Source organism: Niveispirillum sp. KHB5.9 (assembly GCF_048066115.1).
Classification (GTDB): Bacteria; Pseudomonadota; Alphaproteobacteria; order Azospirillales; family Azospirillaceae; genus Niveispirillum.
The window spans coordinates 77,213-100,382 of record NZ_JBLTYX010000018.1; the positions used below are offsets into that span (position 1 = coordinate 77,213).

Consider the following 23,170-nt stretch of genomic DNA (forward strand, 5'->3'; position numbering starts at 1 on the left):
CCGCCATCGGGGGCATATCTGATGGATAGGCCGGCGGATGGCCGGTGACGCCTTTCGCCCGAGGGCCAATAATCATGCGAAGCCGCCTGCTTTCCCTCTCCCTTGCCTCCGTGCTGTTGTTGGGCCTGGGCGCCTGTGCCCCCGACCCGGCCGTCAAGCAGGGAGAGTTGCGCAACCGCCAGATCGCCGCCGGGTCCTGGCGCCTGTCGGAACTGCGGCTGGTCTGCATGGGCAATCCCGACGGTGGCCTGCCCGGCCGCCCCCTGACGGAGGATGAGGCGAACGAGCAGCGCCGCTTGGTGCTGGAACTGTCGTCGCTGGCGCCGGATGTGTGGCCCAATGTGCCGCTGTCCAACCCGCGGGTGGAGGAATTCCGCCGCATCTGTGCGGGCGACCCGGCCACCGGTACCCCGGCCCGTGCCCTGACGCTGCAGGAACGCCTGGAACTGCTGTCGCTGATGGCCACCGCGCCGGTGAGCCTGCCATCGGTGGCGGGCAGTGGCGGCAGCAGCGGCTCGGCCGGTGCGGTGATCTGGAACGATGGCAGTTATTCCAGCGGCGGTGGCGGCTATTACGACGATTTCCGCGATCCGGATTATGACCGGATGCTGTGGGAGCTGGAACGTGACCGGGCACGGTGGGATTACCATCGCTGGGAACAGCGCCGCCGTGAGATCTATTGGGAGCATGAGCGCCGCCGCCGCGAGTGGGAGCGCGACCATGCCCGTTACGAGCGCGAACGGCGCGAGCGGGAACGCGACGCGGCGGAGGAGCGTCGTCGCTACGATCGCCCGCCCGTCTATCAGCCGCCGCCCCAGCGCCCGTCCGACGACGAAGCCCGTCGTCGCCAGGCGGAGGAACAGGCCCGCCGCCTGCAGGAGCAGCGCCGCCGCGACGGCGAGGAGGCCCGCGGCCGTGAGGAGGAACAGCGCCGGCGCAACGATGAGGAGCGGCGCCGGTTCGAGGAGGATCGCCGCCGGGCCTCCGACGATGCGGCCCGGCAGGCGGAGGAATCCGCGCGCCGGATGCAGGAGCAGCGCCGCCAGGCGGAGGATGAAACCCGTCGCCGCGCGGATGACGAACGCCGTCGTGCCTCGGAGGAATCGGCGCGACAAATGCAGGAGCAGCGCCGGGAAGCGGAGGAACAGGCCCGCCGCCGTGCCGCCGAGGATGCGGCGCGTCAGGCGGACCAGCAGCGCCGTCGCGACGCGGAAGAATCGGCGCGACAAATGCAGGAGCAGCGCCGGGAAGCGGAGGAACAGGCCCGCCGCCGTGCCGCCGAGGATGCGGCGCGTCAGGCGGACCAGCAGCGCCGTCGCGACGCGGAAGAATCGGCGCGGCAAATGCAGGAGCAGCGCCGGGAAGCGGAGGAGCAAGCCCGCCGCCGCGCCGATGACGATCGCCGTCGCGCCGCCGAGGATGCCGACCGCCAGCTTCGCGACCAGCGCCGTCAGGCCGAAGAGGCGGCCCGCCGCCAAGCCGATGAGGAGCGTCGCCGCCAGCAGGAACAGGCTCCGCCCCGGTCGAAGTCGGGTGCCGATACCCAGATCCCCTGATCGGGTCGTGGTCGCGGGCAGGAGAGCGGCGGGTGTTCCCGCCGCTCAATGAATGTTCCAGTTGGATGATCCACCGCTTTCGAGGTGACCGGCAATGCGCTCGACATTGGCTTCCGTGTCCATCGCCACGCTGTTGCTGACGGCTGGTTGCGTATCCGATCCGTCCGTCCTGGCCTATTACCCGTCCGGTTCGCAAGGTGCCTACGCACCCGCCGGTACCTATGGGAACCCCTACATTTCCAATTACGACAGGCCCAGCAAGAAGGAGTTGAAGAAGGAGGAGGAGCAGCGCCGGCTCAATGCCTACCTGCAAAAGCTGGCCGATGACCGGGAGGACTATGAGCGTCGCGAGCGGGAAAAGCGTGAGGAACGGGAACGCGAGGAACGGCGCAAGGGGCAGGAGCAGTACGAACAGGCCAAGAAGCTTATCGAGAGGTCCAGGACCCGGCCCCCCTGACAGTCGCCGGGTTCCGCATGATCCAATGCCGGTCATCCGGGGGAGCCATATCAAAGGGTGTATATATCCTTCCCTTTTTCACCCTCCGGCTTGTAGATTGTCGCCGGTTTGCGCGGATGGGGGCGAAGGATGAGTGCGGTGGAAACGGGCGGGGAAGCGGGCGGCGACATCGCCCCGCTGCTGCGCCGCGAGGTGGTGGCGATGGTGCGCTATGCGCTGGGCAATGGCACGGGCATGCCGGCCGAATTGCTGCCGAAACTGTCGCTGCTGGACAAGGATGCGGTGCCGCTGGCCGATCTGGCCGAGTTGCACGGCCAGCTGGCCGGCCTGGTGGCGCCGGCCAGCCCGCGCACCATCCTGCTGCTGGCCGAGGACAGGTACGCGGGACGGCTTTTGTCCAGCTTCGGGCCCCTGCCCAATGTCCGCCGGCTGCTGCTGGCCGCCGTGCTGTTCATGCTGCTCTTCATCCTGGCCAGCCTGTCGGAGCATGTGAACGCCACCACCATCCGCCAGGATATCTACAGCCTGGACCGGCAGCACCTGCTGCATATGCTGATCTATCTGATGAGTGCGGCCGGGCTGGGGGCCAGCTTCAACGCCCTGTCCACGGCCTACCGGTTCGTGCGGGCCGGTACCTATGACCCCAGGCTGGACAGTTCCTACTGGATCCGCATCGTTCTGGGCATCATCGCCGGGCTGCTGATCTCGCAACTGGTGCCGCTGGGGGCGGTGGAGATGCCGGAAGCAACGGCGGCGGGCCATCACGGTTCCAGCCTGGGCAAGCCGGTGCTGGCGCTGCTGGGCGGCTATTCCGCCAACATGGTCAATACCGTGCTGCAAAGGCTGGTCGAGACGGTGCAGGCCATGTTCAAGGGTGACAGCAGCGACAATGCCGCCGCGCAGGAGACCAGCGTGCGTGCCAAGGCCGACCATCGGGTCGAGCAGCACAAGCTGTCGGTGGCCGGCGACCTGCTGGCCTTGCACCATGCCATCCGCAACGGCACGCCGCCGGCGGGACTGCTGGCCCTGACGGGGCGATTGCTGAACCGGACGGCACCGGGATTGGCGCCAACGGACGAATCCACGAAAGATTGAGGCGCATCAAGGGTGGTAGAGGACGCCCGCGTCGGTTATCGTCGCCCGGGCCGTTCGTCTGTGACATGCGGCAGCCATAATTTTCCGGTTCCCTGTCCGGTATGATGATGCGCATCCAGACCGCCCTTTCCCTGTCGCTGCTTCTGTCCCTGGCCCCGATCGCCGGGGCGGGGGCGCAGAACAGCATTCCGCCGCTGCCCGCCGCACCGTCGGACGGTGCGGCCAAGCCGCGTCCGCCGATTTCGGTGCCGGCCACGCCCGACCTGTCCGTGGCGCCCCTGCCCACAGCACCGGCGCAGGCGGAGATACCAGCGGCACCGGTCACGGACTTGCCGCCTTCCCGCTATCCAGGGAACGTGACCGGTCCAGAGCCGGTGCGAATGCCGGCGGAACGCAGCACGCTGGTTTACGCGCCCGGCGCCGAACCGCTGCCGGCCGGGACCGATGCGGTGCTGGCCGATATCGTGGCGCGGCTGAAGGCGCGGCCCACGGAACGGCTGGAACTGCGCGCACATGCTAGCGGCCGGGCCGACCGGCCGACGGAGGGGCGGCGCACCGCCCTGATCCGTGTGCGCGCCCTGCGCGACCGGCTGGTGCAGCAGGGGATCGATCCGCTGCGCCTGCTGGTCTTCGCCGATGGTTCCCCGTCCGATGCCGCCCCCGGCGGCCCACCCCCCGACCGTGTCGACCTGGTGATCCGCCCATGAGCCTGTCCGCCGACCGCCGCAGCTTCCAGCCGGACCAGACCGAACTGCCGGGCCCGCCCGCGACGAAGCCGCGCCGGTTCCTGACCCGGATGGCGCTGTTCACGGTGGCGGTGGCCTTGATCGCGGCGGCCCTGCTGCCAGCCTTGGTGGAGGCCTTCATGGCCAATCCGGGGCTGAACGGCTTGATCCTGTTCACCCTGCTGCTGGGCATCTGGTTCATCTTCCGCCAGGTCACCACCCTGGGGCCGGAGGTGGCGTGGCTGGAGGCCTTCGCCGCCAACCGCCCGGTGGGTACGGCCCCCCGCCTGCTGGCCCCTATGGCCCGCATGCTGGGTGAGCGCCGGGGTGGGCGCTTTACGCTGTCCACGGTGGCCAGTCGCGCGCTGCTGGACGGGGTGGGCACGCGCCTGGACGAGGGGCGGGAGACGTCCAAGTACTTGATCGGGCTGCTGATCTTTCTGGGCCTGTTGGGCACCTTCTGGGGTCTTTTAGAGACCGTGTCTTCTATCGGATCGGTGATCGGTGGGCTGAGTTTCGACAATGCCGATGTGGCCGGTGTGTTCGGCAATTTGCAGGCGGGGCTGTCGGCGCCGCTGGCCGGCATGGGTATGGCGTTTTCGTCGTCTCTGTTCGGTCTGGCCGGATCGCTGGTGCTGGGTTTTCTGGAATTGCAGGCGGGTCAGGCGCAGAACCGGTTCTATACGGAGCTGGAGGATTGGCTGGCCGGCATCACGCGCCTGTCCAGCGGGGCGTTGGGTGAGGTGGAGGGCAGTGGCAGCGGTGGCGCATCCGTGCCGGTCTATATCCAGGCGCTGCTGGAGCAGACGGCGGAGAATATCGAGCGGCTGCAATTCACCATGGCCGGGGCGGAGGAGGGGAGGAAGGCCCAGAACCACCATCTGGCCCAACTGACCGAACGCATCGCCACCCTGACCGACCAGATGCGCACCGAACAGCAGGTGATGCTGCGCCTGGCGGAGGGCACGGCGCAGATGCGGCCTTTGTTCGAGAAACTGGCCGATGGCCTGTCCAATGGCGGCAGCTTGGGCATCGACGAGGCGACGCGGGCCCATATCCGCAACCTGGAACTCTATACCGCCCGCATACTGGAGGAGACGACCCAGGGCCGCATCCAGTCCACCCAGGAATTGCGCAGCGAGATCAAGATCCTGGCCCGCACCATCGCGGCCCTGGGCGACGCGGAGCGCTGATCCATGGCCTATGTCCGGCGGCGCGGGTCACGGGGCGACAGGGTCGATGTCTGGCCGGGCTGGGTGGACGCGCTGTCCAGCCTGACCATGGTGGTCATCTTCCTGCTGATGGTTTTTGTCCTGGGCCAATTCTACCTGACCAACGCGCTGCAGGGCCGCGACCGGCAGCTGGCCGATCTGCAAAGCCGCGTAGCCCAGCTGGCCGATGCGCTGGCCCTGGAACGCGACAGCAATGCCCGGATGCAGCTGGATTTGGGCCAGCTGACCGAACGGCTGCGCGCCACGCTCGCGGAAAAGGATGCGTTGCAGGGGCGGCTGGACGCGTTGGGCGCCGCGGCCGACGCCGCCGCCAATGGGGAGGACCCGCAGGCGGCCCTGACTCGCGAATTGGAAGAGGAAAAGAAGATCAGTGCCGCCGCCCGCAACGAGGTGGCGCTGCTGAACCAGCAGATCGCCGCACTGCGCGCGCAGTTGCAGCAGCTGGTGGCCAGCCTGGATGCGTCCGAAGCCAAGGCCAAGGAGCAGGAGGTGCAGATCGCCGACCTGGGGAAGCGCCTGAACGCGGCGCTGGCCGGCAAGGTGGCGGAGCTGGCCCGCTTCCGCTCGGAATTCTTCGGACGGCTGCGCGAGATCCTGGGCAATCGTGACGATGTCCGCATCGTCGGTGACCGGTTCGTCTTCCAGTCGGAAGTGCTGTTCGACAGCGGCTCGGCGGAACTGGGGGAGGCGGGGCAGGTGCAGTTGGGCCGGCTGGCCAGGACGCTGTTGGACCTGGCGGCGCAGATGCCGCCGGAGATCAACTGGATCCTGCGCGTCGACGGGCACACGGACGTGGTGCCCGTGCGCGGCGGGCGCTGGGCCAGCAATTGGGAATTGTCGACGGCGCGCGCCATTTCCGTCGTGAATTTCCTGGTGCAGATGGGCGTGCCGCCGGAGCGGTTGGCCGCCACGGGCTTCGGGGAGTTCCAGCCGCTGGAGGCGGGCAACAGCCCCGGTGCCCTGGCGCTGAACCGGCGTATCGAGCTGAAGGTGGACAGCCGGTAGGATCAGGCCGCGTTCCGGTCCTGTAACGGCCAGTTCGCCGCTAGGGTGCGTTTGGGCAGGACAAAGCCCAGGGCGCCGAAGATTGCGTACATGATGCGCGTGCCGAAGGGGGGCTTGCCCGTCTCCACGATGGATTTCAGGTTGGCCAGGATGAAATCGCCACCCCATGTCATCTGCTTGGCCGTCTCCGTACCCAGCGGCATGTTGTCCACGGTCAGGGTCACCTCCACCAGCCCGTCGGCCTGTGGCACCAGATCGTAGATCACGACGCAGGGTGCATCATCGAAGCGGGTGAAACGGAACGTGTGGGCGTAGCGGCGCGGCGGGTCGTACTCCACCACCTCTCCCACCACCAGGGTGCGGCTTGCATCGGCGGTGCGCATCTGTACGGCGGCGCCGGCGTGGAAGCCGGTATTGACCAGCAGGCCATTGAACACGGCCTGCTGCGGACTGTCGGTCTTGGTCAGTTCCCGCCAGATGGCCTCGACCGAGCCCTTGATTTTGGTCCGGAAGATCTTCCTGCTTTCCTCGCTCATGCTCGCTGCCCCCTGTTCATTGTCCGGTTTCGACCTTGCGTTTCAGGTCCAGCAGGCTGCCGGCCCAGAAATCATCGAACTCGTCCGACCAGCGGCGGTGGATGGCACGGAGCGGCAGGGTGTTGACGTACAACCGCCGCTCCCGCCCCGCCTTCTCCGACACCACCAGGTCCGCTTCCTCCAGCACCTTCAGGTGCTTCATGACGCCGATGCGGCTCATCTCGAAGCGGTCCAGAAGATCGGAAATGATGCAGCCCGGCTGCGCCCGGATCAGGTCCAGCATCCGCCGCCGTTCCCGGCTGGCCAGCGCCTGGAACACCGCATCGGTCGCCGCCTCATCCAGCTGGTACGGATCATGGTTCATAGGTAACCATAAGGTTACATATTTGGGCAGGAGTCAAGGGGCGCCGGAAAGGGGGGCTTCAAATGTCAAGCGAAGCCGCGGGCCGGGTCGTGGGTGGGGCGTTGCAGCCAGTTGCTGGCGGGATAGTCGCAGGCACCATCCACGACATGGATCGTATAGGCGTGGCGGGAATGGTCGGACCGGTTGGGGCCGGACAAATGCGGCAACAGCCCGTGCAGCAGGATCAGGGTGCCGCGTTTCGCTTCAAGGGGCACATAGCCGTTCTCAGGCGTGCAATCGGGCCAGGGGCTGGCATCCAGCACCTCCATACCGACACCGCCGGTGTCCGTGCGGTTGAAGCACTTCTTCAGACCATCCTTGTGACCGCCGGGCAGGGCCCACATGCAGCCATTGTCCAGGGTCGCGTCCTGGACCGCGAACCACAGGCCCACCACGCTCATCGGGTCGGTATAGAGGAAGGTGCTGTCCTGGTGGCACACCACCTCACCGCCGATGCGCGGCTGTTTGAAGATATACATGGACTGCATCAGCAGCGGCTTTTCCATGCCGATGTCACGGGTGATGGCGCCCAGGCGCGCATCGCGGGAGAAACGGTCGAAGACCGGGTCGCGATCATGCATGGCATGGCCGATCTTGTTGATCGACAGGTGCTTTTCCTGGCGCAGGCGGCCGGCCTGGTCAAACGCCTCCTCCTCGAAGAAGAAGCGGATTTGATTGCCCGACGACGTGAAATAATCGTCCGACGTCTTCTGCTGGTCCACCGTGGAGAAGATCGAGGCATGAGCACCGGCGTCGAACCCGTCGACCAGCCGGCCCGCCTGCGCCATCAGCGCGGCGCAATCGCCGTCGGTGGCGAAGCCGGGCAGCATCAGGAAGCCGTCGCGGTGATAGGCGTCGATCTGGTCTTGGGTGAGGTAGGACATGGGGGCACTGCCGGCAGGATGGGAACGATGCCCCATCCTAGCGCACAGCAGGCCCGTCGCGGCAATCGTCAATAATGCCCGTCGCTGTCCTTGGGCTTCTCCACCCGCATCAGGCCATCGGCGCCCAGATAGATCGCCAGGATCTTCACCGGCTCCTTGCCCAGGTTGCGGCCATTATGCCAGACGATGGTTTCCACGAACGCATCGCCGGCCTTGAACACGCGTTCAGGCAGCCCTTCCGCCTTCACCGACACCTCACCCGACACGATATAGCCGACGACGGGCATGGGATGGCGATGCAGCCCCGTCTCCCCGCCCGGCGCCAGTTCCACCAGCAGCGCCGACACGCGGGCCTGGCCTTCCGGGTATTTCAGCGGCTTGCCATCGCCCGTGGTGACGGTATCCAGCAATTGCTGGAACGTCAGGCCCTTGGCATCGGCCAGGGCAGTGCCGGGCAAAAGCAGGGCGGTGGTCAGCAGCAGGGCGGCGATACGCGTCATCATTCTCTCCCGGAAGATTATTTGTGCCGGGAAAGTACATCAACTGCTGGGTTGGAAACGCCTATCCGTTGGACAGATCAATCACTGCCCTAAAGCACGGGCCCGCAGGAAATGGTCGGCCAGGACGGTGGCCATCATCGCCTCGCCCACCGGCACGGCGCGGATGCCGACGCAAGGATCATGGCGACCCTTGGTCAGGATATCCGTTTCGTTGCCGGAAAGATCGACCGTCTGACGCGGGGTCAGGATCGACGATGTCGGTTTGACAGCGAAACGAACCACGATATCCTGGCCCGTGGAGATGCCACCCAGAATGCCGCCAGCATGGTTGGACAGGAAAGCCGGCTTGCCATCGGGGCCAATGCGCATCTGGTCGGCATTCTCCTCACCGGTCAGGCTGGCCGCCTCGAACCCGGATCCGATCTCCACGCCCTTGACGGCGTTGATGGTCATCATCGCCTGGGCCAGATCGCTGTCCAGCTTGTCATAGATCGGCTCTCCCCAGCCCGCGGGCACACCCGACGCCACGACCTCGATGACGGCGCCGACGGACGATCCGGCCTTGCGGATGCCGTCCAGGTAATCGGCCCATTCGGCCGCCATCACCGGATCGGGGCAAAAGAACGGGTTCTCATCCACCTGCGCCCAGTCCCAGCGCGACCGATCGATTTTCAGCGGTCCCATCTGCACCATGGCGGCGCGGATGCTGATCCCGCCATCGGGGGCGGTCTCCAGCACCCGCCGCGCCACCGCGCCGGCGGCCACACGGCTGGCCGTCTCACGGGCCGACGAACGGCCGCCGCCGCGATAATCGCGGATGCCGTACTTGGCCTGATAGGTGAAGTCGGCATGGCCGGGGCGGAACTTGTCCTTGATGTCCCCGTAATCCTTGGACCGCTGATCCTCGTTCTCGATGAACAGCATGATTGGCGTGCCCGTGGTCACGCCTTCGAACAATCCGGACTTGATCTGCACCCGGTCCGGCTCGCGCCGCTGGGTGACATACTTGCTCTGGCCGGGCTTGCGCTTGTCCAGGAATGCCTGGATGAAACCCTCGTCCAGGGGCAGGCGCGACGGCACCCCATCCACGATGCAGCCGATGGCCGGGCCATGGCTTTCGCCGAAGGTGGTGAACCGGAACAGGGTGCCGAAGCTGTTACCCGCCATTTTTGGATCAGCCCTCGCCCATGCCGGCCAGCAGCTTGCCCGTCTCCACGGCAGCGTCCACCTGGACCATGCCCACCGTGTGATAGCCGCTGTCGACATGCAGGTTCTCACCCGTCACGCCGCTGCCCAGGTCGGACAGCAGGAACAGGCCGGCATTGCCGACCTCGTTGATGGTGACGTTGCGGCGCAGCGGCGAATTCAGCTCGTTCCATTTCAGGATATAGCGGAAATCGCCGATGCCGCTGGCGGCCAGGGTCTTGATCGGGCCGGCGGAGATGGAATTGACGCGGATACCCTGCGGGCCCAGGTCGTTGGCCAGATACTTGACGCTGGCCTCCAGGGCGGCCTTGGCCACGCCCATGACATTATAATGCGGCATGACCTTTTCGGCGCCGTAATAGGAGAGCGTCAGCAGGCTGCCGCCTTCCTTCATCAGCGGCACGGCGCGCTGTGACACGGCGGTGAAGGAGTAGCAGGAAATATCCAGGCTCTTCAGGAAGTTGGCGCGTGTGGTATTGAGGTACAGCCCGTCCAGCTCATTCTTGTCGGAAAAGGCGATGGCATGCACCACGAAATCCAGCTCGCCCCACTTCTCCTTGATGGTGGCGAAGGCGGCATCGATGCTGGCCTCGTCCGTCACGTCGCAGGGCAGCAGGATGTCGGAACCGACCTGTTCGGCCAGCGGCTTCACGCGCTTCAGCAGGGCGTCGCCCTGATAGGTGAAGGCCAGCTGGGCGCCGTGCTGGGCGGCAACCTGGGCGATACCCCAGGCGATGGAACGGTCATTGGCGACACCCATGATGAGGCCGCGCTTGCCGGCCATCAGGCCGCTGCTGGTTTGGGTCGGGGCGCTGTTCGTCATTCTCTTTTCTCCGCCATGGCCGGTCGGCCATAAATCGGGGCGCATCCTACACGAACGGAATGGGGGGTCAAACGCATGGCAGGCGGGGCAGGGTTATTGTGGGAACGGGCGGCCAAGCCCTTGGCGCCGCTGATCGATGCGGCGGGCATCCTGCGCCATGCCGCCCACCGTTTCTCCCGTGACAAGGGCTTCGTGTCGGCCAGTGCCCTGACTTATACGACGCTGCTGGCGCTGGTGCCGCTGCTGACCGTGGTGTTCGCCATCTTCACGGCGTTTCCGGCCTATGGGCGGGTGCGCAAGCAGGCGGAGACGCTGCTGTTCCAGAATCTGGTGCCGCAGGTGGGCGATCAGATCCAGGCCTATGCCGGCACCTTCGTGGCCAAGGCGGGGGCACTGACCGGCTTCGGCATCGTCGGCCTGACGGCCACCGCCATATTGCTGTTCTTCTCCATCGAAAGTGCGCTGAATTCCATCTGGCGGGCGGCGGAGCCGCGCCCGCTGCTGATCCGGTTGCTGTCCTTCTGGGCGGTGTTGACCATGGCGCCGCTGGTGCTGGGCGGCAGCCTGTCGCTGGGCCTGGGGGCCATGGCGCAGTTCAAGGTGGGCGGCTCACCCGTGCTGATCTTCCTCTTGTCGCTGCTGCCGCTGCTGTTCGAGACACTGGCCTTTTCGTTCATGTATGTGGCCATCCCCAACCGGGAGGTGGGGTGGAAGGATGCGCTGATCGGCGGGGCGGTAGCGGGGCTGGCCACGGAGTTGGCGAAGACCGGCTTCTCCCTCTATGTCACGCTGTTTCCCACCTATGAGGCCATTTATGGCGCGGTATCGGTGGTGCCCACCTTCCTGCTCTGGCTCTACCTGCTCTGGTCCATCGTGCTGTTCGGGGCGGAGGTGGCGGCGTCGCTGCCGGAATGGCGGGCGGGCCGGCTGAACGAGAATGGCGAGGGGTTGACGGGCGGTCAGCGCCTGATGGCGGCCGTCGCCATCCTGGATGTGCTGCATCAGGCCAGCCGGCGCGGCGTGGGCCTGCGGCGGGAGACCATCACGCGGCGTCTTTCCGTGGGTGCACCCGTCATCGACGACATGCTGCATATCCTGCGCAGGACCCATTGGGTGGAACGCTCGGGCCGGGGCGCCTGGATGGTGTCACGTGATCTTCACAAGGCCACGCTGGCGGAATTGCGCGCTGCACTCGACCTCGCGATTCGTGGCGAAAAGGTCATGGCTGGGCGCCTGGACAACGCATGGGCGGCGGCAACGGCCGGTTTGATCACAAATGCCGAGCAGTCGGGCCAGGAGATGCTGAACGTTTCGCTGGCAACGATTTTTGCGTCGCAAAATGACCAGACGAACCCTTCGGAACCGGCCTGAAACCTTGAAACCCGCCTGTTACAAGGCGGTACCGGCGGGTTACAGGTGATCGGACCGGCAAGGCGCGGAATCCCTGCGCTTCGGACTGTACGAGTGCAAAGATGCAACGGTCCTTAGCAATGTGGAGTCACCAATGTGAAACACCTATTGCAAGCGCGAGAGAATAGATTGTTATTTGCGGGCAGCAGCTATGCGGCCCGCCGGTGCCTCGGTCTCTGATCCGGGAAACGGTGGGTGGTCCAGGCCCTGAACGGGGGTCTGGTATCTGGGGCAACCCCATCGGTGTCCACCAACGGGCATCTGGAAAAGGGAAAGAGATAGATGAAGCAGTCCGTATATTCCGCGCGGTCGATCCGCGGCCTCCTGATGGCCGGCGCCGCTGTCGGCGCCGTCGCCATGTCCGCCGCTCCGGCCATGGCCCAGGACATCGAAGAGATCGTCGTCACCGGTTCGCGCATCGCGTCGCCGAACCTGGTCGCGACGTCGCCGATCACCGTGGTCGGTCAGGACGAAATCAAGTACCAGGGCACGACCCGCGTCGAGGACCTGATCAACAGCCTGCCGCAGGCCTTCGCCGGCCAGAGCAGCCAGGTGTCGAACGGTTCGACCGGTACCGCCACCGTCGACCTGCGTAACCTGGGCGCCGCTCGCACCCTGGTGCTGGTCGATGGCAAGCGTCTGCCGCCGGGTTCGCCGGGCTCGGGCGGTTCCGCCCCCGACATCAACCAGATCCCCGGCGCCCTGGTGGAGCGCGTGGAACTGGCCACCGGTGGTGCGTCGGCCGTGTACGGTTCGGACGCCGTCGCCGGCGTCGTGAACTTCATCATGAAGGACGATTTCGAAGGCGTGGCCTTCGACTATCAGTTCTCCTTCTACCAGCATAACAACGACAACGCCGTCGCCAGCGTCGTCCGCGCCCGCAACTTCCCGCTGCCCGATGACAGCGTGACGGACGGCTTCACCCGCGACGCCACCGTCGTCATGGGCGCCTCCACGGAAGACGGCAAGGGCAACGTGACCCTGTATGCCGGCTATCGTAAGATCGATGCCATCTCCCAGGCCGAGCGCGATTATTCCGCTTGTACGGTTGCCGCCGGTAACGGCGTGTGGACCTGCTCGGGTTCCGGCACCACGGCTCCGACGCGCATCCTGGCCACCGCCATCGGCGGCGGTACCGCCCCGGGCGACGCCCAGGTCCGTGAGAATGGCAGCGTGTCGGCCTATACCGCCGCCACCGGTGCCTACAATTTCGGCCCGATCAACTACTACCAGCGTCCCGACGAGCGTTACACGCTCGGCGCGTTCGGCAAGTACGAGATCAACGAGAACATCACCGCCTATACGCAGCTGATGTTCATGGACGACCAGACCGTCGCCCAGATCGCTCCGTCCGGCCTGTTCGGCGTGTCCGCCACCATCCGCTGCGACAACCCGATGCTGACCGCTACCCAGCGCACGCAGTATTGCGGCTCGCTGGCTGGCACCAGCAACACCGTCGGCATGACGCTGTTCCGTCGTAACGTCGAAGGCGGCGGTCGTCAGTCCGACCTGCAGCACACCTCCTGGCGCATGGTCGGCGGCTTCCGTGGCGATGTCGGTGGTTGGGACTATGACGTCTATGGCCAGTATGCCCGCGTCAACTTCGCCCAGACCTACTACAACGACTTCTCCATCGCCCGCGGCACCCAGGCCCTGGACGCCGTCCGTGACGCTGCCGGCAACATCGTTTGCCGTGACCAGTCGAACGGCTGCGCCCCGTACAACATCTTCACGCCGGGCGGCGTGACCGATGCGGCCCTGGAATTCCTGCAGACCCCGGGCTTCCAGCGCGGCTATACCGAGCAGAAGATCGCGTCGGGCAGCATTTCGAAGGATCTGGGTGACTATGGCCTGACCTTCCCGACCGCTTCCACCGGCGTTGCCATCGCCATCGGTGCGGAATATCGTGAAGAGTTCCTGCAGCGCACCGTCGATACCGCCTTTGCCACCGGCGACCTGGCCGGCCAGGGCGGCCCGACGCTGGGCGTGGCCGGTGGCTTCGACGTGACGGAACTGTTCGGCGAGCTGCGCGTGCCGCTGGTCGAAGATGCTCCGTTCGTCAAGCAGCTGACCCTGGATCTGGGCTACCGTTATTCGGACTACTCGAACTTCGGCGGCACCGACACCTACAAGATCGCCGGTGACTGGGCCCCGATCGACGATTTCCGCATCCGCGGTAGCTACAACCGCGCCGTCCGCGCGCCGAACGTCCAGGAACTGTTCACGCCGCAGGGCTTGGGCCTGTTCAACATGGACGAGGATCCCTGCGCCGGCGCCACGCCGACCTTCACCCTGGCACAGTGCGCCAACATGGGCGTGACCGCCGCCCAGTACGGCCGCATCGTGGAAAACACCGCCGGCCAGTACAACTCGCTGGACGGTGGTAACCCGAACCTGCAGCCCGAAACCTCCGACACCTACTCGATCGGTTTCGTGGCCACGCCGACGGCCATCGAAGGCCTGACGCTGACGGTTGACTACTTCAAGATCAAGATCAAGGACGTCATCTCGACCGTTCCGTCCGATCTGGCTGTCAACCGTTGCGGCACCACCGGCAACGCGGCGTTCTGCTCGCTGATCACCCGCGACCCGACTACCGGTTCGCTGTGGATCGGCACCGTTGCCAACGTGCTGGCGACCAACGTCAACATCGCCTCGCTGTCCACCTCGGGCATCGACGTCGATCTGGCCTACCGCTTCGATCTGGATGACGTGGGTCTGGCTGATGCCGGCTCGCTGTCCTTCAGCATGGTCGGTACCTGGATGGACACGGCGAAGAGCGAGCCGCTGCCGGGTGAAGGCGAATACGACTGCGTGGGCCTGCATGGCGCCACCTGCGGCGTGCCGACCCCCGAGTGGCGTCATCGTCTGCGCACCACCTGGGCGACTCCGTGGGATGCGAACCTGTCCATGTCCTGGCGCTATATCGACAGCATCAAGGCCCAGGGCACGTCGTCCAACCCGCTGCTGTCCGGCAACGTGAATCCGCTGAACCAGAAGTTCAAGGCCTACAACTACTTCGATCTGGCTGCGACCTTCAGCCCGATCGAAAACCTGTCGCTGTCGGCCGGCGTGAACAACGTGTTCGACAAGGATCCGCCGCTGTCCTCCGCTCTGGCCGCTGTTGTCGGTAACGGCAACACCTATCCGGGCGTGTATGACTCGATGGGCCGCTACGTGTTCATGGGCGCCCAGGTCAAGTTCTGATCTGGTTGTCTTAGGACATGAGTTTGGGAATGGCGGGGCTTCGGCCCCGCCATTTTCTTTTGTGCGCATGTTCCCTCAGGTGCCGGGCGGGCGCATACGGCACCCTTGGCTTCACGCCGCATGTGCGGCGGGCCGGCGGTCGCCAGCCTCCAACAGCCCTGCGGCTGTTGGTAAGAGATCGGGTCAGAATCTTGTCACAGGGTTCGGCCATTTCGTGCCGCCCCGCTGCCGTATTCCGGCCGTGATACGGGGTCAGCCTGTCCATCACGGACCTTCATCGGTCCGGGCAGTGGATTGGACAAGCAGATGAAAAAGGCAATCACCCTGGCCGCCCTGGCGGCCACGTTCCTGGCTCTGGCGCCGCTGAACGCAGCGCAGGCGGGACGCGATGATCACCACGGGCGCGACCGTCATCACCATCATTATTATGATCGTGACCATGATCGCGGCCGCCGCGACCGGCATCACCACCATCACCATTACCGGCCCCCGCCGCCGGTGCATTACTATTATTATGCACCGCCGCCGCGTCCGCCGGCCGCCATCATTTATCATGACCGCAACTATGGCAGCTCGATCCAGCTGAACCTGGATCTGGACGGTCGCCGCCGTTGATGAGGGGGCGCTTGCCTCAGGCGGGTATCAGGTCGAAGGCAATGGTGATGCGTGGCACCTCGTCCTGGAACGGCACGGTGCCGTGCCAGAAATACGAGGGGAACAGCACCAACCGGCCCGGCCGGGGCTGGACCGCATGCAGGGATGGCAGGCTGATCTCCGGCCCCAGATTGGGCACGCCGAAGGTCAGCCAGCCGGATTGGTCGCCGGCATCGGCTGCCGGCGGTACCTGCAGATAATAGACGCCGCTGATCCAGCCTTCGGGATGGATATGGTGGGTATGGAACCCGCCGTCGCGCAGGCGCGAGGACCAGGAACCGGCGAAGGCCAGGCCCTTGCCGCGCCGCCCGAAATAGGGATGCGCCCTGTCGGCCGGCATGGCATCGACATAGCCACGCACGGCGGCCAGAATCTGTTCGCGCAGCGCCACCAGAACCTTGTCGTCGCGCTGGGCGAACAAGTTGGCGCTGGTCTGCGTGCCCTTGCGCAGGGTCAGGTGGATCGGCTCGTTCACCGTATCGTGCAGCCGGTCCAGCAGGGCGAGGCAGTCGCGCAGGAACATGTCGCGGTCGGTCCATCCCGCCGGGGCGGGCAGGTCGAACACGGCCACGCAGCCATCGATATCCGGATTTTCAGCCCCTTCCAGCCGATCCAGCGTGCCCAGCAGAGCCAGGGCGTACTGGTCATAAGGGTCGCGTGCCAGGGCCTGGCGGGCGACATCGCGCGCCGCGTCGCGGTCGCCGGAGCGGGCCAGCGCCAGGGACAGATCGTTGCGCAGCGGCTGGTTCTCCGGGTGTGCCGCAACCAGCTGACGCAGCAGCGGCACGGCCTCTGCCGGACGGTCGGCGCGCAGCAGCAGGGAAGCCTGTCTGCGCAGTATCGACGGATCGTCCGGGGCCAGCGTCAGGGCCAGGGCGCAGTTCTGCATGGCGGCATCGACGAAGCCGAATTCCGCCTGCAATTCCGACGCGATATCCAGCGCGCGGGGTGATTGCGGCTGGGCTCGCATCACGACGTAGATGGCGTCGAACACATTATCCAACCGGCCCAGGGTCCAAAGCCGGCGGGCCAGGTTGCGGTGGGCATCGCGGTCCAGCGGATCGCGGGCGATGACCGTCTGGAACGCCTCGATGCTTTCCTCATAGCGGCCGACATCGCCCATCAGGTTGCCCAGCAGCAGCCAGCCCTCCTTGGCGGCGGGGGCTGCCTGGATGGCGCGCCGCGCCAGCGGCTCCGCATCGGCATAGCGATGCTGGCGGCGCAGGGTGCTGGCCAGATTGAGCAGCGCCAGCGGATGGTCAGGCGCCTGGGCCAGGGCCTGCCGCAGCGTCGTCTCCGCCGCTTCCGGCTTCTCCGCATCCGCCTGGGCCAGTCCCAGCATCAGCAGGCTGGGCACATGCGTGGGTGCCAGACGCAGGGCGGCGGCGCAGGCCTTCTCCGTCTCCGCCAGCCGGTTCAGGGCATGCAGGGCCTTGGCGCGGTGGTAGTGGAACTCGGCATTGTTAGCCACCAGGGCGATGGCGCGGTCATAACAGGACAAGGCGTCGGCCGGCCGGCCCTCGCCCAGATGCAGATTGCCCAGGTTGCTCCACACGCCGGGCTGGCGCGGGTTGGCGTCCAGGGATCGGCGCATATGGTCGGCGGCCAGGTCCGGCCGCCCCACCGCCTTGGCCAGCAGGCCCAGCAGCTGCCAGGCATCGGGATTATGCGGGTCGATGGCCAGGACCTGACGGTAGGCGTTTTCCGCCGCTGTCGCCTGCCCCGCCTTCTGCGCGGCAAGGCCCGCCTGCAGCAATTGTCCGATGCGCTGGGCCGCCGCCCCTGGAAACCCGGCCATGGGATCAGGCCGGCACGGCCAGATGGCCCAGTTCCGCCACCACCTGTTCATAGGTGGCGCGTTTGAAAGGCACGATCAGCGCCGTCAGCTTGTCCATCGCCACCCATTGCCAAGCGTCGAATTCCGGATGCGCGGTGGCGATATTGATGTCGGCATCGGTGCCGGTGAAGCGGCAGGCCACCCATTTCTGGGTCTGGCCGCGATATTTGCCGCCCCAGACCTTGCCGATCAGATGCGGCGGCAGGTCGTAGGACAGCCACTGGCTGCTTTCGGCCAGCAGGGTGGCCTTGGCGGTGCCGATCTCCTCCTCCAACTCGCGCAGGGCGGCATCGGCGGCGGTTTCGCCCTTGTCGATACCACCCTGGGGCATCTGCCAGGCGTCGGGCGTGTCGGTGCGTTTGGCCACGAAGATATGGCCATCCTTGTTGATCAGCATGATGCCGACACAGGGACGGTAGGGCAGGGTGGCGGGGTCGGGCTTGTGCTTGGCCATTGTTTTATCGGTCTTTGGATTGCTGATGCGTTGGTCGGCAGCCTAGCCCAGCGGCGGGGGCGGCGTCACCTGCCGCGATGGATCAAAAATGCCGCGACCTTCCCGTCAAAGGTTAACGGCGTGCCCGATTCCGGGCAGGGTGGACGGGTGGCTGACCCCTTAGAAGCCGGCGGCGAATCGGAATTTCCCCGTTGCAGCGCGATGGTGCGGCGCAGCAGTAACAAAGCGCCGGGAAGCCAGTAAATCCCGCACGATTCCACGCATGACGATGCCTGAAACAGATCGAAAATAAGTCAGTAGCATTGACCTATTTTGTGGGTTACGGTCGAAGTCGACAGGGTCAATAATCGGGCTTCGATAGAGCGGCCCGATAGGGGAGGGTATTAAGAAATGGCCAACGCCGCCCGCACGCTTGCGACCGTCGCCTTGGACGACAAATACACCCTCCAGCAGGGCCGCGCCTTCATGAACGGTACCCAGGCGCTGGTGCGCCTGCCCATGCTGCAACGGCAGCGGGACCAGGTGGCCGGGCTGAACACGGCCGGCTTCATTTCCGGTTACCGCGGCTCGCCGCTGGGTGCCTATGACCAGGCGCTGTGGCAGGCCAAGAAGTTCCTGTCCAAGGGCAATATCCATTTCCAGCCCGGCGTGAACGAGGAACTGGGCGCCACCGCCGTCTGGGGCAGCCAGCAGGTGAACCTGTGGCAGGGCGCCAAGGTCGATGGCGTGTTCGGCATCTGGTATGGCAAGGGGCCGGGCGTGGACCGGTCCATCGATGCCATCAAGCATGCCAACTTCGCGGGCACCAGCCGTCATGGCGGCGTGCTGGCCTTTGCCGGCGACGACCATTCCTGCAAATCCTCCACCCTGCCGCACCAGTCGGATCAGGCCTTCATCCACGCCTTCATGCCCACCATCAACCCGGCCGGGGTGCAGGAATTCCTGGATATGGGGTTGGTTGGCTTTGCCCTGTCGCGCTATTCCGGCGCCTGGGTAGGCTTCACCTGCATCGCCGACACCATTGATACGACCGCCATCGTCGATATCGATCCGGCGCGTCTGGTGATCAACGAGCCGACGGATTTCGAACTGCCGCCGGGCGGGTTGAATATCCGCCTGCACGACACGCCGCTGATCCAGGAAGCGCGGATGATCGATTGGAAGCTGGACGCCGCCCGCGCGTTCGCCCGCGCCAATCACCTGGACAAGATCGTCTTCGGCCATCAGGCCCCCCGCCTGGGTTTGGTCACCATCGGCAAATCCTATCTGGATGTCCGTCAGGCGCTGGACGAGTTGGAGATCAACGAGGAGATGGCCCGCGAATGGGGCCTGGGTATCTACAAGGTGGCCATGGCCTGGCCGCTGGAACCGCAAGGCATGCGGACCTTCGCCCAGACCACCGAGGAATTGCTGGTGGTGGAGGAAAAGCGCTCCGTCCTGGAACTCCAGATCAAGGAGCAGCTGTTCCATTGGGACCGTCGCCCCCGCGTGTTGGGCAAGACCGACCATACCGGCAAGCCCCTGTTCACGGAGAAGGCGGAGCTGAGCCCCGTGGACATCGCCCGCGTGCTGGCGGCGCGCCTGCTGTCCTTCGGGCCCAATGATTACGTGTCGGAGCGTCTGGCCCGCATGGAGCACCGGGTGCGGCAGAGCACGCCGTCATCGACGGTGGTGCGCACGCCCTTCTTCTGCTCCGGCTGCCCGCACAACACCTCCACCCGCCTGCCGGAAGGCAGCCGGGGTCTGGCCGGCATCGGTTGCCATTACATGGTGACCTGGATGGGCCGCGGCACCGACGTGTTCAGCCAGATGGGTGGCGAGGGTGTGCAGTGGATCGGCCAGTCGGCCTTTTCCGGCGAGAACCATGTCTTCGCCAATCTGGGCGATGGCACGTACTTCCATTCCGGCCTGCTGGCGGTGCGTGCCGCCGTGTCGGCCAAGGTCAACATGACCTACAAGATCCTTTATAACGATGCCGTCGCCATGACCGGCGGGCAGCCGGTGGACGGCACCCTGTCGGTCTATGACATCGCCCAGCAGCTGGATGCCGAGGGCGTGGCGCGCATCGTGGTGGTCAGCGACGGGCCGGAGAAGTACGGGCTGGGCCGTGGCCTGCCGCACGGCACCAAGGTGTTCCATCGCGACGAGCTGGACCAGGTGCAGCGCGACCTGCGCGAGGAGAAGGGCGTCACGGTCATCATCTATGAACAGACCTGTGCCGCCGAGAAGCGCCGCCGCCGCAAGCGCAACAAGTACCCCGATCCCGCCAAGCGGGTGGTGATCAACGAACTGGTCTGCGAAGGTTGCGGCGATTGCTCCGCCAAATCCTCCTGCCTGTCGGTGGTGCCGGTGGAGACGGAGTTCGGCCGCAAGCGCCAGATCGACCAGTCCAGCTGCAACAAGGATTTCAGCTGCCTGAAGGGTTTCTGCCCCAGCTTCGTGACGGTGGAGGGTGGCACCCTGAAGAAGCCCAAGCCGGCGGCGGCAAAGGGTGAGGATTGGGGCGTGCTGCCGGAGCCGGTGATCCCGGTGCTGGACAAGCCCTGGAACATCCTGGTCACCGGCATCGGTGGTACCGGCGTGGTCACCATCGGCGCCATCCTCGGCATGGCCACGCATCTGGAAGGCCGCGGCTTCACCGCCATGGACATGGCCGGTCTGGCGCAGAAGGGCGGGTCGGTGACCAGCCATCTGCGCATCGCCGAGCGTCCGGACCTGATCCACGCCAACCGCATCGTGGCCGGCGGGGCCGATCTGGTGCTGGCCTGCGACATCGTCGTGGCGGCCAATGCCGATGCCCTGTCCAAGATGGCGGCGGGCCGCACCCGTGCCGTGGTCAACACGGCGGAGACGATGACGGCCGCCTTCATCGCCAATCCGGACGCCAATGTGCCGTCGGGCAGCCTGACCCGTACCATCGCGTCGGCCCTGGGCGGAGTGGATGCCGTGTCGGCCATCGATGCGCAGAAGATCGCCACCGCGCTGTGCGGTGACAGCATCGCCACCAACCTGTTCATGCTGGGCTATGCCTATCAGCAGGGCCTGATCCCGACGACGGGGGTGGCTATCGAGAAGGCCATCGAGATGAATGGCGCCGCCGTAAAGATGAACACGGACGCCTTCCGTTGGGGCCGCCGTGCGGCCATCGATCTGGCCCGCGTGCTGGAGGCCGCAGCACCCAAGCCCGACAAGTCCGGCGCCTTCGGTCATCGCCGCGCGTCGGAGACGCTGGCGGAGATGGTGGAGCGCCGCGTCGCCTTCCTGACCGATTACCAGGACGCCGCCTATGCCGGCCGTTACAAGGCTTTGGTGGACCGGGTGCAGGGCGTGGAGGCCGAGCGCACGCCCGGCCGCGATGCCCTGTCGCGCGCCGTTGCCCGCTACCTGTTCAAGCTGATGTCCTACAAGGATGAGTATGAGGTGGCGCGGCTTTACAGCGATGGCCGCTTCCATGCCCAGATCGCGAGCCAGTTCGAGGGCGACTACAAGCTGAAATTCCATCTGGCGCCGCCGGCCACCGCACCGCGCGACCCGATCACCGGCCACCTGAAGAAGCAGGAATTCGGACCGACCATGATGCTGGGCTTCAAGATGCTGGCCAAGCTGAAGGGCTTGCGCGGGTCCAGCCTGGACCTGTTCGGCCGCAACCCGGAACGGGTGATGGAACGCCAGCTGATCACCGACTATGTCACCGTGGTGGAGGAGCTGCTGTCGGGCCTGTCGCCCGCCAACGCCCATCTGGCCGCCGACATCGCCGCCATCCCGGAGAAGATCCGTGGCTATGGCCATGTGAAGGAAGAGCACTTGGCCAAGGCCAAGGCGGAGGAGGCGGAACTGCTGTCCCGCTGGCGCCGCCCGGTGCCGCCGGTCAGCGCGGCGGCGGAGTGATCTCTCTCCTGTGACGGGCCGCATAGCGCCGGCCTGTCACAACGCCTATCCTGTCCAACTGACCAGGAGGCATAATGGACAAGTTGCAGGCCATGCAGGTTTTCGTGCAGGTGGTGGAGCTGAACGGCTTCGCGCGGGCTGCCGACAAGCTGGGCCTGCCGCGCGCATCCGTCACCACCATCATCCAGAACCTGGAGGCCCATCTGGGCACCAGCCTGCTTCAGCGCACCACCCGCCGCCTGTCCCTGACCGCCGATGGCGAGGCGTTCCATGAGCGCGCCATCCGCATCCTGGCGGAGGTGGAGGAGGTGGAGACGGGCTTCATCGAAGGCAGGCGCCATCCCAAGGGGCGGCTGCATGTCGATATGCCCACTTCCATCGGCCGGCTGGTGGTGATCCCGGCGCTGCGGGAATTCCATGCCCGCTATCCGGATATCGAACTGAAGCTGGGCATGAACGACCGGCAGATCGATATCGTGCAGGAAGGTGTCGACTGCGTGCTGCGGGTGGGGGAACTGGCCGACAGTTCGCTGATCGCCCGGCGTCTGGGCTTGCTGTCGCGCGTCACCTGCGCCAGCCCGGCCTATCTGCAAAAGCACGGGGTGCCGAAGGGCCTGGACGATCTGGCGAGCCACAAGGGTGTGCGTTATTTCTCTCCCAATTTGGGTAACCGCTCATACCCGTTCGAATTCATGGCCGACGGGACCGCGCTGGAAGTCCCGCTCACGGGTGCCATCTCCGTCAATGACAGCGAGGCCTATATCGCCTGCGGCCTGGAAGGCTATGGCTTGATGCAGCCGGCTTTGTTCATGGTGCTGACCCAGCTGCAAAGCGGTGAACTGGTGGAGGTGCTGCCCGAATACCGGCCGCCGCACATGCCCATTGCCGCCGTCTATCCCCAGAACCGTCAGCCGTCGCAGAAGGTGCGGCTGTTCGTGGATTGGGTGGTCAGCCTGTTCGAGAAATGCCCGCTGTTGCAGGGCTCGGACAAGGCATTCGACTGCTATCAGCAGGAAGGACGAGCCGTCGCGTAGGTCGCGGGTGAGCGATAGCGAACCCCGACACCTTGAAGGCATTGTCGCTTGTCGGGGTTCGCTTGGCGCTCACCCGCGACCTACGGATTGTTCGCCCCAGACGAATTGTCTGCTCAGAAAAACCGGCTTTATTCATTGCGCCTGATGGGCGATGCTGCACCCGCTCACATGCCTCCGGATGTTCATCCGTGGGGCTTATCTTGTTTATCATCTTGAACTTAAAGGACTTCCCTCGCCGTCCAAAATTGCATGGGTGGCAGATGA

Annotated in this window: 19 protein-coding genes; 11 read left to right on the forward strand and 8 right to left on the reverse strand. The window is 65.7% G+C overall.

The annotated features are described in order from the left end of the window. Positions 1-74: 74 nt before the first annotated feature. From ACM9HJ_RS23865 to ACM9HJ_RS23890, 6 genes are all read left to right on the forward strand, one after another. Positions 75-1,556 carry a hypothetical protein gene (locus ACM9HJ_RS23865; protein ID WP_416574283.1) on the forward strand — a complete coding sequence of 494 codons (1,482 nt, stop codon included), beginning with the start codon at positions 75-77 and terminating at the stop codon, positions 1,554-1,556. 94 nt (positions 1,557-1,650) lie between these two features. Then, positions 1,651-2,013, forward strand: coding sequence for a hypothetical protein (locus tag ACM9HJ_RS23870; RefSeq protein WP_416574284.1), 363 nt, complete (start codon positions 1,651-1,653; stop codon positions 2,011-2,013). A gap of 129 nt (positions 2,014-2,142) precedes the next feature. Next, positions 2,143-3,108, forward strand: coding sequence for a hypothetical protein (locus tag ACM9HJ_RS23875; RefSeq protein ID WP_416574285.1), 966 nt, complete (start codon positions 2,143-2,145; stop codon positions 3,106-3,108). Between the two features lie 101 nt (positions 3,109-3,209). Beyond that, positions 3,210-3,815, forward strand: a complete 606-nt coding sequence (locus ACM9HJ_RS23880; RefSeq protein ID WP_416574286.1) for a hypothetical protein — start codon at positions 3,210-3,212, stop codon at positions 3,813-3,815. After that, complete coding sequence (locus ACM9HJ_RS23885) at positions 3,812-5,026, forward strand: flagellar motor protein MotA (RefSeq protein ID WP_416574287.1); 1,215 nt, start codon at positions 3,812-3,814, stop codon at positions 5,024-5,026. Before ACM9HJ_RS23880 ends, ACM9HJ_RS23885 begins: the two co-directional genes overlap by 4 nt. Positions 5,027-5,029: 3 nt before the next feature. Then, positions 5,030-6,070 (forward strand): peptidoglycan -binding protein, encoded by a 1,041-nt coding sequence (locus tag ACM9HJ_RS23890; RefSeq protein WP_416574288.1) that lies wholly within the window; start codon positions 5,030-5,032, stop codon positions 6,068-6,070. A 2-nt stretch (positions 6,071-6,072) separates the two neighbouring features. Here the strand turns inward: ACM9HJ_RS23890 and ACM9HJ_RS23895 are convergent, their stop codons facing one another. The 6 genes from ACM9HJ_RS23895 to fabI form a co-directional block, all read right to left on the reverse strand. Continuing rightward, positions 6,073-6,606, reverse strand: a complete 534-nt coding sequence (locus ACM9HJ_RS23895; protein WP_416574289.1) for an SRPBCC domain-containing protein — start codon at positions 6,604-6,606, stop codon at positions 6,073-6,075. 16 nt (positions 6,607-6,622) lie between these two features. After that, entirely contained in the window at positions 6,623-6,970 is a 348-nt protein-coding gene (locus ACM9HJ_RS23900) for an ArsR/SmtB family transcription factor (RefSeq protein ID WP_416574290.1), read from the reverse strand. Positions 6,971-7,035: 65 nt separating this feature from the next. Beyond that, positions 7,036-7,893: a phytanoyl-CoA dioxygenase family protein gene (locus ACM9HJ_RS23905; protein WP_416574291.1), complete on the reverse strand. Its 858-nt coding sequence runs from the start codon at positions 7,891-7,893 to the stop codon at positions 7,036-7,038. A gap of 68 nt (positions 7,894-7,961) precedes the next feature. Next, on the reverse strand, positions 7,962-8,396 hold the full coding sequence (locus tag ACM9HJ_RS23910) for a cupin domain-containing protein (RefSeq protein WP_416574292.1): 435 nt from the start codon (positions 8,394-8,396) through the stop codon (positions 7,962-7,964). Between the two features lie 78 nt (positions 8,397-8,474). Continuing rightward, entirely contained in the window at positions 8,475-9,560 is a 1,086-nt protein-coding gene (gene aroC / locus ACM9HJ_RS23915) for a chorismate synthase (RefSeq protein WP_416574293.1), read from the reverse strand. 7 nt (positions 9,561-9,567) lie between these two features. After that, positions 9,568-10,422, reverse strand: coding sequence for an enoyl-ACP reductase FabI (fabI, locus tag ACM9HJ_RS23920; RefSeq protein WP_416574294.1), 855 nt, complete (start codon positions 10,420-10,422; stop codon positions 9,568-9,570). A gap of 75 nt (positions 10,423-10,497) precedes the next feature. Between fabI and ACM9HJ_RS23925 the strand changes: the two genes are divergently transcribed. The 3 genes from ACM9HJ_RS23925 to ACM9HJ_RS23935 all read left to right on the forward strand — a co-directional run bounded on the left by ACM9HJ_RS23925 (position 10,498) and on the right by ACM9HJ_RS23935 (position 15,654). After that, positions 10,498-11,793: a YihY family inner membrane protein gene (locus tag ACM9HJ_RS23925; RefSeq protein WP_416574295.1), complete on the forward strand. Its 1,296-nt coding sequence runs from the start codon at positions 10,498-10,500 to the stop codon at positions 11,791-11,793. A 321-nt stretch (positions 11,794-12,114) separates the two neighbouring features. Next, the gene (locus ACM9HJ_RS23930) at positions 12,115-15,039 is read left to right on the forward strand and encodes a TonB-dependent receptor domain-containing protein (RefSeq protein ID WP_416574296.1); all 2,925 of its coding nucleotides are present in this window, start codon (positions 12,115-12,117) and stop codon (positions 15,037-15,039) included. Between the two features lie 306 nt (positions 15,040-15,345). Continuing rightward, on the forward strand, positions 15,346-15,654 hold the full coding sequence (locus ACM9HJ_RS23935) for a hypothetical protein (RefSeq protein WP_416574297.1): 309 nt from the start codon (positions 15,346-15,348) through the stop codon (positions 15,652-15,654). 16 nt (positions 15,655-15,670) lie between these two features. Here ACM9HJ_RS23935 and ACM9HJ_RS23940 read toward each other — a convergent pair whose 3' ends face one another. Then, positions 15,671-17,491, reverse strand: coding sequence for a tetratricopeptide repeat protein (locus ACM9HJ_RS23940; protein ID WP_416574298.1), 1,821 nt, complete (start codon positions 17,489-17,491; stop codon positions 15,671-15,673). A 4-nt stretch (positions 17,492-17,495) separates the two neighbouring features. After that, positions 17,496-17,984 carry an RNA pyrophosphohydrolase gene (locus tag ACM9HJ_RS23945; protein WP_416574299.1) on the reverse strand — a complete coding sequence of 163 codons (489 nt, stop codon included), beginning with the start codon at positions 17,982-17,984 and terminating at the stop codon, positions 17,496-17,498. 390 nt (positions 17,985-18,374) lie between these two features. Between ACM9HJ_RS23945 and ACM9HJ_RS23950 the strand changes: the two genes are divergently transcribed. Continuing rightward, positions 18,375-21,872 carry an indolepyruvate ferredoxin oxidoreductase family protein gene (locus tag ACM9HJ_RS23950; RefSeq protein ID WP_416574300.1) on the forward strand — a complete coding sequence of 1,166 codons (3,498 nt, stop codon included), beginning with the start codon at positions 18,375-18,377 and terminating at the stop codon, positions 21,870-21,872. Between the two features lie 74 nt (positions 21,873-21,946). Next, the gene (locus ACM9HJ_RS23955) at positions 21,947-22,906 is read left to right on the forward strand and encodes a LysR family transcriptional regulator (protein ID WP_416574301.1); all 960 of its coding nucleotides are present in this window, start codon (positions 21,947-21,949) and stop codon (positions 22,904-22,906) included. Positions 22,907-23,170 lie beyond the last annotated feature (264 nt).